The 15,405-nt window shown below is 67.5% G+C and carries 16 protein-coding genes; 6 read left to right on the top strand and 10 right to left on the bottom strand.

All coding sequences use genetic code 11. The features are described 5' to 3' along the window. Positions 1-54: 54 nt before the first annotated feature. Positions 55-567, top strand: a complete 513-nt coding sequence (locus ABZ635_RS04745; protein ID WP_357758940.1) for a DUF3558 family protein — start codon at positions 55-57, stop codon at positions 565-567. Between the two features lie 160 nt (positions 568-727). On the opposite strand, the gene ABZ635_RS04740 is transcribed toward ABZ635_RS04745, so the two are convergent. The 5 genes from ABZ635_RS04740 to ABZ635_RS04720 all read right to left on the bottom strand — a co-directional run bounded on the left by ABZ635_RS04740 (position 728) and on the right by ABZ635_RS04720 (position 5,044). Beyond that, positions 728-1,120 (bottom strand): hypothetical protein, encoded by a 393-nt coding sequence (locus ABZ635_RS04740; RefSeq protein ID WP_357758937.1) that lies wholly within the window; start codon positions 1,118-1,120, stop codon positions 728-730. A gap of 35 nt (positions 1,121-1,155) precedes the next feature. Further along, positions 1,156-2,442, bottom strand: a complete 1,287-nt coding sequence (locus ABZ635_RS04735) for a hypothetical protein (RefSeq protein WP_357758934.1) — start codon at positions 2,440-2,442, stop codon at positions 1,156-1,158. A gap of 221 nt (positions 2,443-2,663) precedes the next feature. Then, positions 2,664-3,521: an aldo/keto reductase gene (locus tag ABZ635_RS04730; protein ID WP_357758931.1), complete on the bottom strand. Its 858-nt coding sequence runs from the start codon at positions 3,519-3,521 to the stop codon at positions 2,664-2,666. Between the two features lie 442 nt (positions 3,522-3,963). Next, a complete protein-coding gene (locus ABZ635_RS04725) occupies positions 3,964-4,101 on the bottom strand; it encodes a hypothetical protein (RefSeq protein WP_357758929.1) in 138 nt (45 codons plus the stop codon). Positions 4,102-4,174: 73 nt separating this feature from the next. After that, positions 4,175-5,044, bottom strand: a complete 870-nt coding sequence (locus ABZ635_RS04720; protein WP_357758926.1) for an alpha/beta hydrolase-fold protein — start codon at positions 5,042-5,044, stop codon at positions 4,175-4,177. Positions 5,045-5,344: 300 nt separating this feature from the next. Here ABZ635_RS04720 and ABZ635_RS04715 point away from each other — a divergent pair, with 300 nt between their 5' ends. Further along, positions 5,345-5,959, top strand: coding sequence for a TetR/AcrR family transcriptional regulator (locus tag ABZ635_RS04715; protein WP_357758924.1), 615 nt, complete (start codon positions 5,345-5,347; stop codon positions 5,957-5,959). A gap of 279 nt (positions 5,960-6,238) precedes the next feature. Here the strand turns inward: ABZ635_RS04715 and cyaB are convergent, their stop codons facing one another. From cyaB to ABZ635_RS04695, 4 genes are all read right to left on the bottom strand, one after another. Continuing rightward, entirely contained in the window at positions 6,239-6,739 is a 501-nt protein-coding gene (gene cyaB, locus ABZ635_RS04710) for a class IV adenylate cyclase (RefSeq protein ID WP_357758922.1), read from the bottom strand. A gap of 275 nt (positions 6,740-7,014) precedes the next feature. Beyond that, positions 7,015-7,185 carry a DUF397 domain-containing protein gene (locus ABZ635_RS04705; protein WP_357758919.1) on the bottom strand — a complete coding sequence of 57 codons (171 nt, stop codon included), beginning with the start codon at positions 7,183-7,185 and terminating at the stop codon, positions 7,015-7,017. A 317-nt stretch (positions 7,186-7,502) separates the two neighbouring features. Then, positions 7,503-7,679 carry a DUF397 domain-containing protein gene (locus tag ABZ635_RS04700; protein ID WP_357758916.1) on the bottom strand — a complete coding sequence of 59 codons (177 nt, stop codon included), beginning with the start codon at positions 7,677-7,679 and terminating at the stop codon, positions 7,503-7,505. Further along, positions 7,676-8,485, bottom strand: coding sequence for a helix-turn-helix transcriptional regulator (locus ABZ635_RS04695; RefSeq protein ID WP_357758914.1), 810 nt, complete (start codon positions 8,483-8,485; stop codon positions 7,676-7,678). Before ABZ635_RS04695 ends, ABZ635_RS04700 begins: the two co-directional genes overlap by 4 nt. A gap of 323 nt (positions 8,486-8,808) precedes the next feature. On the opposite strand from ABZ635_RS04695, the gene ABZ635_RS04690 reads away from it, so the two are divergent. The 4 genes from ABZ635_RS04690 to ABZ635_RS04675 all read left to right on the top strand — a co-directional run bounded on the left by ABZ635_RS04690 (position 8,809) and on the right by ABZ635_RS04675 (position 11,143). Then, positions 8,809-9,276, top strand: a complete 468-nt coding sequence (locus tag ABZ635_RS04690; RefSeq protein WP_357758911.1) for a hypothetical protein — start codon at positions 8,809-8,811, stop codon at positions 9,274-9,276. 296 nt (positions 9,277-9,572) lie between these two features. Further along, positions 9,573-10,181 carry an ATP-binding protein gene (locus tag ABZ635_RS04685; protein ID WP_357758908.1) on the top strand — a complete coding sequence of 203 codons (609 nt, stop codon included), beginning with the start codon at positions 9,573-9,575 and terminating at the stop codon, positions 10,179-10,181. Continuing rightward, positions 10,181-10,498 carry a hypothetical protein gene (locus tag ABZ635_RS04680; protein ID WP_357758905.1) on the top strand — a complete coding sequence of 106 codons (318 nt, stop codon included), beginning with the start codon at positions 10,181-10,183 and terminating at the stop codon, positions 10,496-10,498. The genes ABZ635_RS04685 and ABZ635_RS04680 overlap by 1 nt, the downstream gene beginning before the upstream one ends. Positions 10,499-10,600: 102 nt before the next feature. Continuing rightward, positions 10,601-11,143 (top strand): ATP-binding protein, encoded by a 543-nt coding sequence (locus ABZ635_RS04675; protein WP_357758902.1) that lies wholly within the window; start codon positions 10,601-10,603, stop codon positions 11,141-11,143. A gap of 2,036 nt (positions 11,144-13,179) precedes the next feature. Here ABZ635_RS04675 and ABZ635_RS04670 read toward each other — a convergent pair. Beyond that, complete coding sequence (locus tag ABZ635_RS04670; RefSeq protein ID WP_357759131.1) at positions 13,180-15,381, bottom strand: cytochrome c oxidase assembly protein; 2,202 nt, start codon at positions 15,379-15,381, stop codon at positions 13,180-13,182. Positions 15,382-15,405: the final 24 nt, after the last annotated feature.

Here is a 15,405-nt window from a genome sequence, read left to right as displayed (position 1 = left end):
TTCGTGCCCGGGGCCCCACCGGCCCCGGGCCTTCGAGGGACGGAGCGGCGTCGTATGTGGGCAAGGGTCGCGGTCGCCGGGGTCACGGGTGTGCTGCTGGTCGGCGGCTGCGCCGCCGACCGGGAGTTGGCGGACCGGGACTCCATCCGCCAGTTCGAGGTGTCGGCGTGGGACCCGAGCGACGCTCACCCCTGTGACCTGGTGTCCGATCCCACCGCCCGTGAGCTGCGCATCCTGGACCAGGAGGGCTCCGGTAGCGCGCAGTCGGACGCGAACTGCTTCTACACCAACCGGGTCGACGCCAGCGTCGACGTGCGTGTGGAGACGCACGAGGAGAGGGACGCCGTCGCCGGAGTCATCGAAGCGGCGTTCTCCGGCCGGGAGGGCCAGACGTACGTCCACGTGGAGGGGTACCCGGGCGTGACCACGCAGTTCCCCGACTCGTGCAACCTCAGCGTGGCCGTCTCCGACGATCACTCGGTGTACGTGCAGGTCAGCGCGGACGAGGCGTGTGAGAGGGCGGTCGAGGTCGCCCGGGTCGTGGTCGCCCACGCGTCCGCGGGCTGACGATCCTCCGACGACCGGAGACCGCGGATCGCGTTTCGGCGGGGTGCCGTCGGACGAACCCGTGCCGGTGCGCCGGATCGACGCCCTGCCTCCGCTTCCCGACGTGGGCGGGCCCGCGTCGCGCAACGCGGGCCCGCGCCGATCACCGGCTGACGGTCGGTCACGGGTAGGACCCCGTCACTCGCCAGTAGCGGGCCTGTCCGCCCGCACCGTTGCCGATGCTGTTCTCGAACGCCTCGATCACGCGCGCCTCGACCTCCCTCTGGGCGGCCTGGTTGCCCACGTACTCCTCCAGGCTCCGGTCGACCAGCACCGCGGCCAGGCTGGAGCCCTGGCGCTGGACGTGCAGGCGAACTCCTGGCGGGTTGGTGTTGGGACCCTGTCGGTCGATGCGGAAGGTGCCGTCGGTGATGATGGTCGTGGAACCCTGGGTGCGCCAGAAGTCCGCGTAGTGGCCGCGGAGTTCGGCACAGAGTTGCCGGGCCTGGTCGGCCCTGAACCGGGGCCTCTGGAAGGGTTCCTTCTCCTCCCACAGGACAACGCGTACGGGCACGGTCCCCGTCCTTTCCGTCGTGATCGGCCGATGGCCTACTCGTTCGGGGGCACGGTCCAGGACGACTTCATGCCCAGGATGATCGGCCAGTTCGCGGTCGAGGTGAGCGTGAGGGTCGCGCCGTCCTGCTCGACCTTGGCGGAGGTGCTCTCCCCGCTCTCCTCGGTGCCGAAGACCAGCGGCCCGAAGTCGAGCCCGCCCTCGTCGTGCCAGGAGGAGTACAGGTAGCTGCTGTAGGACTCCCAGGTGGTGAGGGTGACCTTGGGCCGGTAGGCGACGACCATGCCGGTGTAGATCCGGCTCAGGGAGCCGCCAGCGCCGAAGAAGTAGTTGTCGCTGCCGCTCTTGTACTTGGAGAAGCCGGTCGCGTAGGGGCCGTCCTTGAACGCGTCCACCCCCGAGTACCAGCCGTCCGCCCTGACGGGGATGGTCCGCACGTCCTGGAAGTCGATCTTGACGGTGAACCCCTGGCTGTGGCCCCAGGCGGTCACGTCCTTGCGGTTGCCCGCCAGGCCCGCGGCGAGGAAGTCCAGCCAGGTGGCGCCGCCCCACTCGGCGTAGTGCCCGGTGTAGTCGTACTCGGCGGTGTCCTGGTTGATCTCCAGGGAGGATGCCGTGCCGTTCGTGGCGTCACCGCCGAAGTTGCTGCCGGTGATCTCCATGACGTAGTCGATGGGGTAGGGGCTGCCGGTGCCGAGGTTCCACTTGCGTTCGAGGACGTTGACGGCGGCGCTGGAGAAGGTCGCCTGGTACTGGGGGTTGTCGTAGGCGTCGAGGATGTCCTTGGTGGGCGCTTCGATCTGCTTGACGTAGTCGCGGAGCTGCTGGTCCTTGTCGAGGACGTCCTGCTTGTCGTTGTTGATCTGGTCGAGCAGGGCGAACTGGGCGGGGTCGTTGAGCCAGGTGTGGAAGTCGGGGGTGCCCGAGGGGACGGTGTTCTTCCACTGCGCCTGGGCGGCCTGGTAGTCGGTGGTGTACTTGCGCCGGGCCTCGTTCGCCGAGGCCTGGAGGCTCTTGTAGTGGGTGTCGTGTTCGAGGTTGCCGACGGCGAGCGCGTTCATCCACACCCGGTAGGAGTGGTCGAACCCGGAGCTGCCCGCGGCGGCGTTGGTGTTGGTCTGCTCCTGCGGGTTGGAGGGGACCACGTTCAGCAGCGACCAGAGGGAGTAGGGCAGGCTTCCGGGCGGGGGCGTCTGCCCTCCCCAGTCCCACGGGGTGCTGGGGGTGGTCACCTGAACCGCCTCGCCCGGCCCGGCGTTGATCATCTCTGAGAGCTTCTGGGCGTAGCGGAGCCACATGCTGACGCTTTCCTCGGTGGCCACGGCGATCTCCCCTTTCGGGTCGTGTCGGGTGTCGTGTCGAGAACACCCGTGCCCTGTTGTGGAAGGATGCTGTCGACCAGGCCACCTGGTTGGCGTATGAGCGGCGACCCGTGTCGTCCTATGACCGGACATGTCGGCCGACCCGGTGAGCCCACTCTCACCTGGCGGTAAGCGTGGAACCGGGTGCCGCTCCCACCGGAAGACGGACGGGCTCGCGCCCTCTACTCGCCCCGGTAGACGGGGAACACGTCGTGCCTGCCGTAGTCCCGCATGCGGACGGCCCTCAGAGCCTCCATGTCCTCGTCGGAGATCACGAAGTCGACCCGGGCGTTGCCGCGCATGTGCTCGGGGTTCGCGGTCTTGGGCAGCGGCACGGTGCCCAGCTGTAGCGTGTACCGGATGCACAACTGCGGGACGGTCACGCCGTACCTCTCGGCCATCGCCGCGACCTCCGGGTTCCCGAGCATCTCCCCGTGGGCGATCGGCGAGTACGCCTCCACGAGGACGTCCCTGCTCTCGCAGTAGTCGATAAGCTCGCTCGGGGTGTTGCCGACGTGGACGAGCACCTGGTTCACCTGCGGCGCGACCGAGCAGGACCCGAGGATGTTGTCCAGGTCGGACCGCAGGAAGTTGGACACCCCGATGGCGCGCAGCTTCCCTGCCTCGTGGGCGTCCTCCAGGGCGCGCCAGGCCTCGCGGTTGCCGTCGGCGTAGTCGCCGCCCCGGAAGTCGCTCCAGGGCTGAGGACTGTGGATGAGCATGAGGTCGACGTGGTCGAGCCCGAGGTCCGCGAGCGATCCGTCGATCGCGGCGGCCGCGCGGTCGTAGTCCTTGATCTCCGCGGCGAGCTTCGTCGAGACGAAGAGTTCCGACCGGTCGACGCCGCTGGTGCGCACCCCCTCCCCGACGCCGCGTTCGTTGCCGTAGGCCTGGGCGGTGTCGATGTTGCGGTACCCGATCTCGACGGCGTCGCGGACCGCCTGCGCGGCGCTCCCATCGTCGATGAACCACGTCCCCAGACCGATCTTCGGAATGGCCACGCCGTTGGCCAGGTCGTAGGTCTCGTTCAGGACCGTCACGGATTGCCCCCTCGTGTTCGCGTTCGGCGGTGGGTCCACCCCCGGTGTCTCCATGGTGCGGCGCGGGGGTCGTGACCAGCGTGCGGGCAGCATCCTGGGAGGTTTCCCCCGCACGCCGTCGGCTGACGGCGCGTCCCGGCCCGCGTCGAGGTGGAGCGAGGTGTGCGCTTCGGGCTGTGAGAGGTCCGCTGAGCGACGGAACCGGACGAGCTTGGGTTCTGGTGGTCGTCGCACCACCCCGGTTCAAGGGGTGCTCCGCATTTTCGCATCCGCAAGGATCGAACACCGCAGGGACGAACTCAGCGCTCCACTGAACGAGCGGCGTACTTGCAGCTCATGAAGCAGGGCCTCGGCAACGCCGAATCCTGACGGACCATGGGTATCGATCGCGAACGAGGCCGCGGCCATCGCGCCGACCGGCCACCCGCCCCAACGGCGACGATCACACCCACCAACGCGGGGACGCCGCCCAGATCGTCGCGCTCACCGTTTCCTCCACGCCCAGGGCGGCGGGTCGGGAGTGCTCGGGGACCGTGCTCTGTAGGAGGCTGCGCAGACCGCCGTGGGTCCCGGCGGACACGGCGCCTCCCGGTGCCACGAGGCACAACGGCCCGGGGCCCACCCGTACGCGCGCCGCGCGCGCCACTGGGCCGTCAGCGGCGGTGGGAGGTCTTCAGGTAGCTGAGGAACGAGGCCTGCACCCCGGTGACGTGGGTCTCGCGCAACAGGGCGTTGGTCACCCGCTCCGATCGTCCCCTGGCGTGCAGTCGTTCCACCACGGCGAGGACGTGGCGGGCCATGCCGCGGTAGAAGGGGATCTCGCCCAGCAGTTCGGCCTCGTTCAGCGTGATGTGCAGCCGCGGTGCGGTCGATGTCTCGCCGGGTTCGGGCAGGGCTTCGACGAGGGTGAAGACCTGGCTGTCCACACTGGCCACACCGGGGCTGCCCGCACCGACGCTCGCGAAGAGCCCCGTCTCGCGCAGCCACGCGTAGAGGGCGAAGAGCCCCCCGTAGGAGTAGCCGAAGAGGCCGTGCCCGGAGTCGCTGACGCGCAGCCTCGACCGCAGGAGGGGGTGGAGTTCGTCGGTCAGGAAGTCGAGGAAGGCGTCGGCGCGGGATGCCGTCAGCTCAGCGAGGTAGGCGTCCACCTGCTCCTGGGTCATCGCGCCCGTCTCGCGCGCCGCCCTGAGGGTGGCCAGCGTGTCGTCACCGACGGGTTCCCCCGGCGGCACGAGGTCGCGGTTGCGGATCTGCGCCCAGTCGGCGGCCTCCTCACCGGCGTAGCCGACGCTCACCTGGATGTAGGGGGCGATGGTCAGGTAGGGGTCCGCCTGGGCGACGACGAGGGGCGCGGTGAAGCCCACCGTCCAGTTGCCGTCCAGCACGTAGACGAGCGGTAGGGGGTCGGTGGAGTCCGTGTAGCCGGGGGGTGTGGTCACCCAGACGCCGAAGCGGCGCCCCGACCGTGCGGTCACCTCCAGGTACTCGGTGTCCGGCAGGCAGCCGTGCAGCATCTCGCTCATCGGGTCTCTCCCCTTCGTGGCGGCCGCCCTGACGATGTGGGCGCCCGTGTGTGGATCGGCGGTCACCCTGAGGTCGTGGAGCGGGTCGGGTCGGCGGGTGACCCCGTCGGCGCCTGCCCGAGGCCCGAGGCGGATCGTCCCGTCCGTGCCGCCCGACCGATGTCGGCGTCGGCGCTGGTGGACGGCGTCGACGCGTCGGTCACCGGGCCCCGTCACGGCCCCGCGACCTCGAACTCAACAGTGGTGAATTGGATGTGCGATAACGTACTCAACAGTGGTGAAACTGTCAACGGAGGCAACGTGCGATCGCCGGTGGGGGAAGGGAAGACGCGCCTGCTGGAGGCGCTGTTCGACGTGTTCGGCGAGAACGGCCCCAGCCCGAACCTGTCGATGCGCCAGGTGGCGGAGCGGCTCGGCGTGCACCACACGTTGCTGACGTACCACTTCGGGTCGCGGCCGGGACTGCTGCGCGCGGTGCTGCTGGAGGCGCGCCGCCGCGACAACCTCGTGATCGCCGCGACCGGCGACGAACTCGGGTTCGTGGCACTGTGCAGAGTCGTCTGGAACTTCTACTCGGACCCCGCGCACGAGGACCGCACGAACGCCTTCTTCCACCTGGTGGGGCTCGCGGTCTACGAGCGCGACGCGCTCCAGGAACTCGTCGTCGACATCGACCACCTGGAGCACCTTCTCGAAGCGGCCGCGCTGCGCGACGGCGCTTCGGCGGCCGACGCCAGGCAGCAGGGCATCATCGCGACCGCGTGCCTGCGAGGACTCCTGCTGCAAAGGCTGCTGAGCCCGACCGCCGAGGTCGACGCCGCGGCAGAGCGCCTCATCACCTCGCTGGCGGCGTTCGAGGGCCAGGGTCGCGCGCCGTCAGGCCCCGTGAGCCAGGGGTCGACGGATCAGCAGTAAACGCCCGAGTGCGACCGCCACTCGCGAGGACCCCTACACGCCCATCGATGAGGATGAGCTGGAGGAAACACCCTTCCACGCCGTCGCAGAGCGAGTCGCTCCTGGTCTGCTGGTAGTCGGTGCGCAATGCCCCCGGCCTCACGTCATCCGGTCGCTCTGAACTCGTCGTAGGTCGGTTGATCAACGAGGTCCGGCTTCTGGTCGGTCTTGGCTGGCCCCCAGTTGACGAGCAGCTCGGTCCTTGGGGTGTGGATCGATTCACCAAGCATGGCCCCCCGGTCAGGGCATGGAGGTGGGCATCGCGTCCTCAGTCGCTTGGACGCTCAACAACAGGTCCCGGTAGGGCGAGGTCACCACCGGGTAGGGACCCAACTCCAGGAGCCGTTCGGTCTCTTCGAGCTGCCGTACGGCCTCCTGGTGAGAGCCCGCCGAGACGACTTCGGTCTCGACGAACGACCCCAGGCCCGTCACCGTGTCCACCACCACCGAAAGTTCCGGTCGTCCGGAGGCGCGGTAGCACGTGCGCGACTTCTCCACCCGGGCGAGCCGGACCATGCCCAACGCCTCCAGAAGGGCGTGGGCGTGTGCGGCCTGGGCGGTGTCCGCCAGCGCCACGTTCGTCTCCTGCTTGGCGATGACACCAGTGGTGCTGTGGGTGGTGGAGTCGGAGGCGGGTTTGTAGGTGACCTCGCACCCGCCGTCACGTTCCCGAACCCGCAGGCACTCGACCGTGACCAGGAAGTCGACGTCGGGCCTGCTGTAGTAGGTGTCGGTCTCCACCTCGGCCCCGTCGCGACGAAACCGGACTGTTCGAGTCGCTGTTCCAGGAGTTCGCGACTCTCCAACGCACGCTTGCGCTCGATCTCCATCAGTGGCATCGAGGAGTCATCCCCTTCCGAAGGCCAGGGCCGTGTAGACGCGGGCGAGGTTGTGCTTGCCGAACGACTCTCGAACACCGGCCTGTGCCTCGTCGAGCATCCGGGAATCCGACACCGGGATGTTACGGAAGAGAACCGGCCCCACAAGGTTCGCAGGTGGAGCCCGTGAGCGTTGGTCTAGAGGCGGACGGCCGCCACGAACGCCTTCCACTCAGCGGCGGAAGCGTCGAGCTGGGCCAGGTGACGGTTCCGGGTGTCCCTCATCTGCGCACCCTGACCCGCCGCCCGGGCCTCCACACAGTCGCCGCCTTGGCCGTTGCCGTACGAGGACTTGTGCCACTCCGTCATCTGAATCTCCTCCGCCTTCCGTCCGGTCAGGTACTCAGCGTCGCACCCAAACAGCGATCTGGGCTGGATCTCAGCAAATCAGCCTCGATCATTTCAGTCACTATGTGTAAGATCTCGACCCTTTGGACTATCCGGAAAGCGATCGTTCGCCCGCCTGACCAGCACCAGGGGCCAGCCGTGAAAGCTGGGACAGTAGTTATGAACGGTTCTTTCAGGCCATTGGTCCTGGCGATGCGTTTCCTCTACAGGTAGCCTGAACAGGCACAACACGAACCGGACCCCGCCAACATCCCTGGCGGGGTCCGGTTCACTTCGGCCTAGAGGCGCACAGCCTCCACAAAGGCCTTCCACTCAACGGCGGACGCGTCAAGCTGGGCCAAGTGACGGTTCTGGGTATCGCGCACCGCTGCTCCCTGATCGGTAGCGCGAGCCTCCACGCAGTTTCCACCTTCACCGTTGCTGTAGGTGGACTTCTTCCAATCCTGGGTCATCATGTGATGTTGCCTCGAATCTCTTCCATCCATGATCGTGACGCGGCCACTGGCAAGGCAGATCCTTGCAGGTCAGCAAACGTTCGTTCGTAGCTTGCCACGATCTCGGGTTGCTTGAGGGACATGCCCGTCTTCTGCCCCTCGACGTAGGCGACAGGGCTGCTGTCAGGGGCAGTGCTCAGCCTAAACGACCCGCCCAGACCAGCATGATCCTCGGTATCGGTTGGGATGATCTGGATGGTGATACGCGGGCGATGGGTCAACCTGAGCAGGTGGTCGATCTGCGTTGGCATCACCGCCGGGTCAGAGAACCGGCGACGCAGGACGGATTCGTCCAACAGCACGATCATGACTGGAGGGTGATCACGGTCAAGGATCTGCTGACGGAAGAGTCGTGCCTGGACCATCTGATCGATCTCGCCTGGCGAAGCGTAGCGGGAGGCCAGTTCACTGATCGCGCGCGCATACTGTTCAACCTGCACCAAGCCGGGCACGAGCCCAAGCGCGTACTCGCGGATCTCGAAGGCCACCTGTTCATCCTCGGCGACTTCACGGAAATAACCGATCATCCCCGTCGGTGAGAACAACGCGTCCCAGGAGTTCAGAATCACTCCTCCCGCCCCAAGGGCCGCATCGATTTGTTCGATCTTGGCGCGCCTTGTCGCTTTCTTGCCCGACTCAAGATCGCTGATCGTGCTCTGAGCGATCGGCACAGCCCGCGCCAACTCATGCTGCGTCATGCCCACACCCGTGCGATGACCGTTGAGCAGCCTCCCAAAACGCTGCTGAGGCGAGTCACCTGATCCCATCCCCACCGCCAATATCGCCTGCCTATCTGTTCTGATCGCACTCTATACGAGACTTACCGTTCTTAGCGATCCACGTAGACCTCCCCTCAACTCGATGGCAGAGTCGCGTTCAGGCACCACAGAGTTCCTGAGGCCATTCAAGGGCACCTGGAGCAAGACTGCCTAGTGGCCCATTTATATAGATAAGTGGCATTCGAGATCCAAACGGACATCGAATTCCTCGATCTTGTTGGGCCGCTTCAGGACACAGAAGGACCCGGGGCCGATGTTGCGAGCGGCCGCCCTGGGTTGAGCCCCACGCCGATGTGACCGAGGTGAGACATATGCAGGCCAACCAGGAGACACCGGTGCCGCCGGTTGTTCCCGGGCGTTTCCCTCGGGTGCTCCGGTTCGAGCAGGCCGCCCGTCACGGCATCCTGCTCGGTCCCAGCCGTGAGTACCGGGGCCTCTCCTCTTGGTGTCGGAACGTGCTCCCTGTTCAGGGCACCCGGTTGGCTCGTATCGCGCGCATCCTGGTCACCAACTCCCACCAGTACTCCCGGTCGGGTCTGCCCGGCGGGACCGTACGCGTGGTCCTGGACCAGACCCACCCCAAGCTCCCGCGCTTGTACGTGACCGACCAGGGACCACGCACCACCACTGCGCCCGAACACCCCCGGTTGGACCCCGGGACGCACGTGTCCGGGCTCGCGGTCCTGGACCGCCTCGCCTTCTCCTGGTCGCCGTCCTGGACTTGGGACGGCGACCGCGTCCAACAGACCACCGTCGAAGCCGTCCTCGACCTCAACTAGCCCACACACTGCGCTTCCTCAGAACACACAGATACCGAGCCCCAAGCCCGAGCACCCGGCGCAACGCCCACCGCCCAGGGCCGACTCAGTCAGCCCACAAATACGTCAGGAGAACCGTCAGACATGCCCACTGACCACCCGCCTTCCGGACCGCAGAGGCACACCCAAGCGCCCCACAGTCCTCCCGGTCGCCTGCGAGGCCCGGTGATTCCTTCGCCTCGCAGGCCCGTCGAAACCGTCCCGGTAGAGGTCCTGCGCAACGTCCTGGCCGGACTGCGACGCCTGGAGGTCACCCCATGAGGCCCGCTCCGCCGTTCTCCCCCGAACTCGCCCACCGCGAAGTGGTAGCCCCCGTGGCGAGCTTCATCAAGCCCTTCCACTCCCACTACTTCTCCCGCACCGTCGGACCCCCCTACCGGAAGCGGCAGTACTCCTTCGCCGGACTCCCCGGACTCATGCCCCTGGTCCGCGCGTTCCTGGACACCAGCGCGGCGGAGCGGTGTGAGGAGTACCAGTTCCTGTTCACCCTCCTGGGCAGCGAGTTGGCCAACAACGCCATCGCCCACAGCAGGTCCAGTGAACGCGGCAGTACGTACACGTTGACGGTGGATCGGGGTGCGAAGGGGATGACGTTGATCTGCCGTGACCAGGGCAGCCGTCTGCCCCAGGAGAAGGGCAACTTCACCGCAGCCACGTTCGCCGACATCGAAGCCGGAACCGCGACCGGTCGGGGGTTGGCGCTGATCGACGCTTTGGCGGATCGGTGGGGCGACAACGGGGACCCGAAGTTCCGGCAGGTGTGGTTCTTCCTGGCCTACGACCTCACGGACAACCCGTGGATGCAGATCGACACCGAAGGCACCGACGACGCCGAGGTCATCGGCAAGAACGGGGTGGAGTGCTGATGTTGGACATCGACACCAGGGACCTGCTCGAAAGCGCCGAAAACGCCCTCACCGCGCCCGGGCACCTGACTCCCGCGCAGGTGGACGTGTGGCACAACCACACCCTCCGCAACCGCATCCCCCTGATCCAAGAGGCGCTGCGAATCGCCCGGGAGGAAGGCGACGCCGAACGGGCCATGGCGCTCATCGACCAGGCCGTACACGACTACCCCGCCCCCACCCGGATTCCCGGCAACAGGCCGGTCCCGGGGTCCCGGCTGCTGGCTCAGCGCCACCGCGCCGACCACGACGACCCGGAACCCCCGACCGCCGCCTGAAGCCTGGCGAAGGCGTTCATGAAAAAGGCTCTGGCGGGTGCGCAAACACCCCCAGAGCAGGCCGACAACCCAACCCACTTGAAGAGAAAGCAGATTGCCGACATGGCCATTGTGCCGCACACCCACGCCCTCAACCACACGTTCACCCCGCCCGAGCCCGCGTTGCGGTGGGAGTGCCGGGTCTACCCCGGACAGCTCTCCCACACCAGCCAGGTCCGCTCCGACCTGGACACCGACCTCAACCGCATGACTGGGATTCCGGGCGAGGTGCGGGAGGAGATGGTGCTGTGCGCCAGCGAGATGTTCGCCAACGCCTGCGAGCACTCCCGCTCCGGCCAGGACCCGGACGGCAGGGTGGTCCGCACCCTGGAAGCACCGGTCCCGGGGCTGGTCCGGATCTCGATCATCGACGACGGCACCAGGACGGACACCACCGTGGACTCTCTCCCGAGGGTTCCGCGCAGGCGCACCCGCAAGGACTGGGAGCAGGCCGAACGCGGACGGGGCCTGCTCATGGTCGGCCACCTCGCGGCCCGGTGGGGGTTCCGGCCCGTGCTGGACTTCCCCTTCTGCCAGGGGCTGGGCACCGTCATCTGGGCCGAGTTCACCCTCCCCGCCTTGGCCACTGCTGGGGGTACCCGATGACGGGCGCGCAGATCAGCGCTCAGGTGCGGTCGGTTCTGACCGCCCCGCGAGGCGAACGCTTCTCCCGGCCCAACCCGCGTTCCCTGCGAGCCGTCCCAGTTCGCTCGGAGTCGCACCAGGATCGTCAGGAGCGGCTGTTGCGTCAGATGGGAGACAATCCCCGGGTCGCGTACATGCTCCGGCACGGCCCCGTCCCGCACTGGGTCAAGGTCGCCCGCCAACACCGCGAACAAGCCGCCCGCCAAGCCCGACAGGCCGCCGCCGACGCTCGGGCTGAGCGGGTCCCTGTACGTGCTCAGGGCCGGCACCGGGCCCCGCGCCGCTGGTGGAATTGGCTGGCCACCGCCGTCGGAACCACCCTCCTCCGTGGACTGAACACCCTGAAAGCCCGGGACCACTCACGCAACTTCGGAATCCCGATCTAACCGAACAACAAGGACGGGGTCCGGCGCACACGCCGGGCCCCGTCATCGCTGAGTCCGCAGGGAGCAGTTCATACGTGATCAAGAGTCGTCATTCCGGGGGCCCATCACCGCGCCGCGCTGGGAGCCTCCGTTCCACTTCCCCGTAGCGGTGTCAGTGGTAGGGCGGACCACCGGTCTACAGCCTCGAAACCCGCTGGGGCTAAGCGCGACTGAACGTTCTACGGATGTGGTTGGTGTTTGTGGGTGTGTTCTACGGTCTGTGGTTGATGTGAGCTGTGGGTACGGGGGCTGTGGTTGCTGTAGCGCGAGGGTTCTACGGCCAATCCGTTTATCCCTTTGGGCCTGTAGGTCCTGTGCCGCTTACTGCGTACCCCTTGTGTGTTGAGCACTCCGGTCAGGGCGGGGTGTGTGGATGGTGCTCTGCCCGGACCGCACTTGGCGGTTGTGTTCTCGTGTGACACGACTGGCAGGAAAGGGCCAAGCACGGCACCGGGCCACCCCCCAGGACGACTGATGTGTTCGAGAGATGCGTGTCCCCCGGACTGGTAAAAACCCCCGCCGTCCGAGCGCCGCTTGCCGCTCTACGGCCAACCCGCTCACCACAGGAAAGCGCGTACCCGCAGGTTTGTACCCCGCCGTGTCCGGGGTGCGTTGCGCCGCACGGCTTACTACCGCACATGGCTGGGGTTCCAACCCCCTGGGGGTGAAGGGGAAACCTCGCCTTCAGCTGTACCCCGCTGTGTCCGGGGTGCGTTGCGCCGCGCGGCTTACTACCGCACGTGATGGGGGCGACCAACCCCTGGGGGTTGAGGGGTCTGCGTTGGAGTCTGCTTCACGCCTGTGACAGCGCGCCCACCAGCACCACGAGGGGTGTGAACCCCCGCCACGTGTTGTGACTCCCCCAGGGGGAGGCTTCACCTTCACCTCGTGGTGGTGACCCGAGCGCTTCGGTGCCCCCTCAACCCCCAGGGGTTTGGAACCTCAGTCATGTGCGGTAGTAAGCCGCACGGCGCAAACCCCCTGAGCCACAGCGGGGTACAAACGTGCACGTGAGTGCTGGGTTCAGTAGAGCGGGTTGGCCGTAGAGCGGCAAGCGGTGCTCGGACGGCGGGGGTTTTTACCAGTCCGGGGGACACGCATCTCTCGAACACATCGGTTGTCCTGGGGGGTGGCCCGGTGCCGTGCTTGGCCCTTTCCTGCCAGTCGTGTCACACGAGAACACAACCGCCAAGTGCGGTCCGGGCAGAGCACCATGCGCACACCCCGCCCTGAATGGAGTGCTCAACACACAAGGGGTACGCAGTAAGCGGCACAGGACCTACCGGCCCAAAGGGATAAACGGATTGGCCGTAGAACCCTCGCGCTACGGCAACCACAGGCCCTGTACCCACAGCTCACATCAACCACAACCGCCGTACCCACAGCTCACATCAACCACAGGCCGTAGAGCCCGCTACAAACAACAACCACAACCGCAGAACTCACAGACCACACCGACCCAAAGGAAAGGGGGCGCGCCCCGGACGGACGCACCCCCTCAAGCAGGCGGCTCTTCTCCCTACCGCTACCGCCGCTGAATCCTCACCACTGACTACCGTCTACTGGCGCTGCCTACTCCTTGCCGGTGCCTTCGCTGACGTCAGTCTCACCACCAGCACCGTCACCACCGGACGCAGCACCACCACCAGCACCACCACCGGCACTCCCAACACCACCACCAGCCGCCGTTACCCCTCCGGCTGCCGCCTTGGCTCGGCGGTCGAGCTCGGCGAGGTAGGCGTTGTAGTCGTCCATGTCGGCGTCGTCGGAACCACCGCGACGGCTGTGCCGCTCCCGGCGGCGCTCCTGGCGCTCGTCGTCGCGCGACCACTGCACCACCAGCGCCAGCATCACCATGACGGTGGGGATCTCCCCCAGCGCCCAGGCGATCCCGCCGCCCGCGTACTGGTCGGCGGCCTGGTCGGCCATCCAGGGGATCTCGAACTGCCCGTAGTACTGCATGGCCATCGGGGTGGCCTGTTCCATGATCGCGATGCCGAAGAACGCATGGAAGCCCATCGCCACCAGCAGCAGGAGAATCCTGAGCAGGAACGGGACCCTGCGGGGCGCCGGGTCGATGCCGACGATCACCCAGTAGAAGAGGAATCCGGAGATCAGGAAGTGCACACCCATGAACAGGTGACCGAGGTGGTCGTTCATGAGGGTGGGGAACAGCGGGGTGAAGTACAGCGCGTAGGGGCTGAACACGAAGATGGGGGCGGCCACCGCCGGGTGGGTCACGATCTTCGAGAACCGGCTGTTCAGGAAGGCGTTCAGCCATTCGCGCGGCCCCCGGTCCCCCCGGGTCTGGGCGGGCCTGAGCGCGCGCAGCGCCAGGGTCACCGGGGCGCCGAGCACCAGCAGGATCGGTGTGACCATGGCCAGCACCATGTGCTGGATCATGTGCATGGAGAACATGATCATGGCGTAGGTCGCGAACCCGCTCAGCTGTACCGCCACGATGGTGAGCAGGCCCAGCACGAACGCGACGGTGCGGCCCACGGGCCACGAGTCGCCGCGCTGGACCAGACGCCACACCCCGCCGAGGTAGAGGACCGCCGCGACCACGACGAACAGGATGAAGAACAGGTCGGGCCGCCACAGGGTGAGCACCGTCTCCAGGCTCATCGCGGGCGGGATGGCGAAGCCGAGGATGGCGGCGGCCGGGTCCTGGACGGTCTCGGCCGGCGCCGACGGCGGCGGGGTGCGCCCGAGGCCGACGGACACGCCGATGACGGCGGCCATGATCATGACCTCCGCCCCGGCCAGGCGCAGGAAGCTCCGGCGGCGGAAGGAGTAGCCCGCCTTCCCGCCGGGCGCGGCGTCGATCCGGGTCAGCACCCGGGTCCGGTGCGCGTTGCCGAGGAAACCCAGGACAACGAACAGGACGACCTTCACCAGGATGATGCGGCCGTACTCGGTGCCGAGCAGGTCGTTGACGGAGTACAGGCGCGCCAGCGCGCTGGCGGCGCCGCTGACGGCCACGCCGACGTAGGCCCACAGGGCCATGCGGCTGAACCGGTGCGCGGCCACGGCCGGTTCCTGGCCGTCCTTGCGCATGGCGTGATAGGTGACCACGGTCAGCCCGCCCACCCACGCGCAGATGGAGACCAGGTGCAGGGCGAGTCCGGTGACAGCGAGCTCGTGCGCGCCGGAGGAGGCGGCGTGGCCGGTGAGGGCGGGCGGGGTGACGGCCACCAGGGACGCGACGAGCAGCCACAGTCCGCCTGTGGCGGTGATGATGGTGCGCCCGAACAGGGCGATGCCGGTGGCGATGAGGATGACGAACATCAGCGCCACGCCGGAGCCGACCGACCCGGCGAAGGCGGTGACCTCGTCGACGGTCACCTGGCCCGCGCGCCTGCCGAGGAACTCGGCGGTCTGGAAGTACAGGGTGCCGACGGCGCCGACGACCCACCCGAGGGCGGTCCAGGTTCCGGCGCGGACGTAGCCGATGGCCTGCGGGGTCAGCTGTCCCTTGTCCGAGCCGAGCAGGACGACCGCCATGAGCATGAGGCCGATGGTCAGGACGGCGGCGGTGTCCATGACCGTCTTGGCGATGGGCATGCCCCAGCGGACGAACTCGCCGGAGTCGAACCGTTCCATGCCGGGGATGATCTGCGCGAAGACCGCGCCGCCCAGGATGAGGGTGGCGCCCAGGGCGACCGTGCACACGAGTACGGCGGCCAGGGCGTAGACGGGAGCGTTCGCGGTTCCGGGGGCCTGGTCCTGGTTGTCCTTGGGGGATGTGTCGTTCTGGGCGGGAGGAGCCACGCGCCACTCCGTCGTCGAGTCGGT

The organism is Nocardiopsis sp. NPDC007018 (assembly GCF_040635075.1).
Classification (GTDB): Bacteria; Actinomycetota; Actinomycetes; order Streptosporangiales; family Streptosporangiaceae; genus Nocardiopsis.
This window is presented reverse-complemented; position numbering and strand designations above follow the sequence as displayed.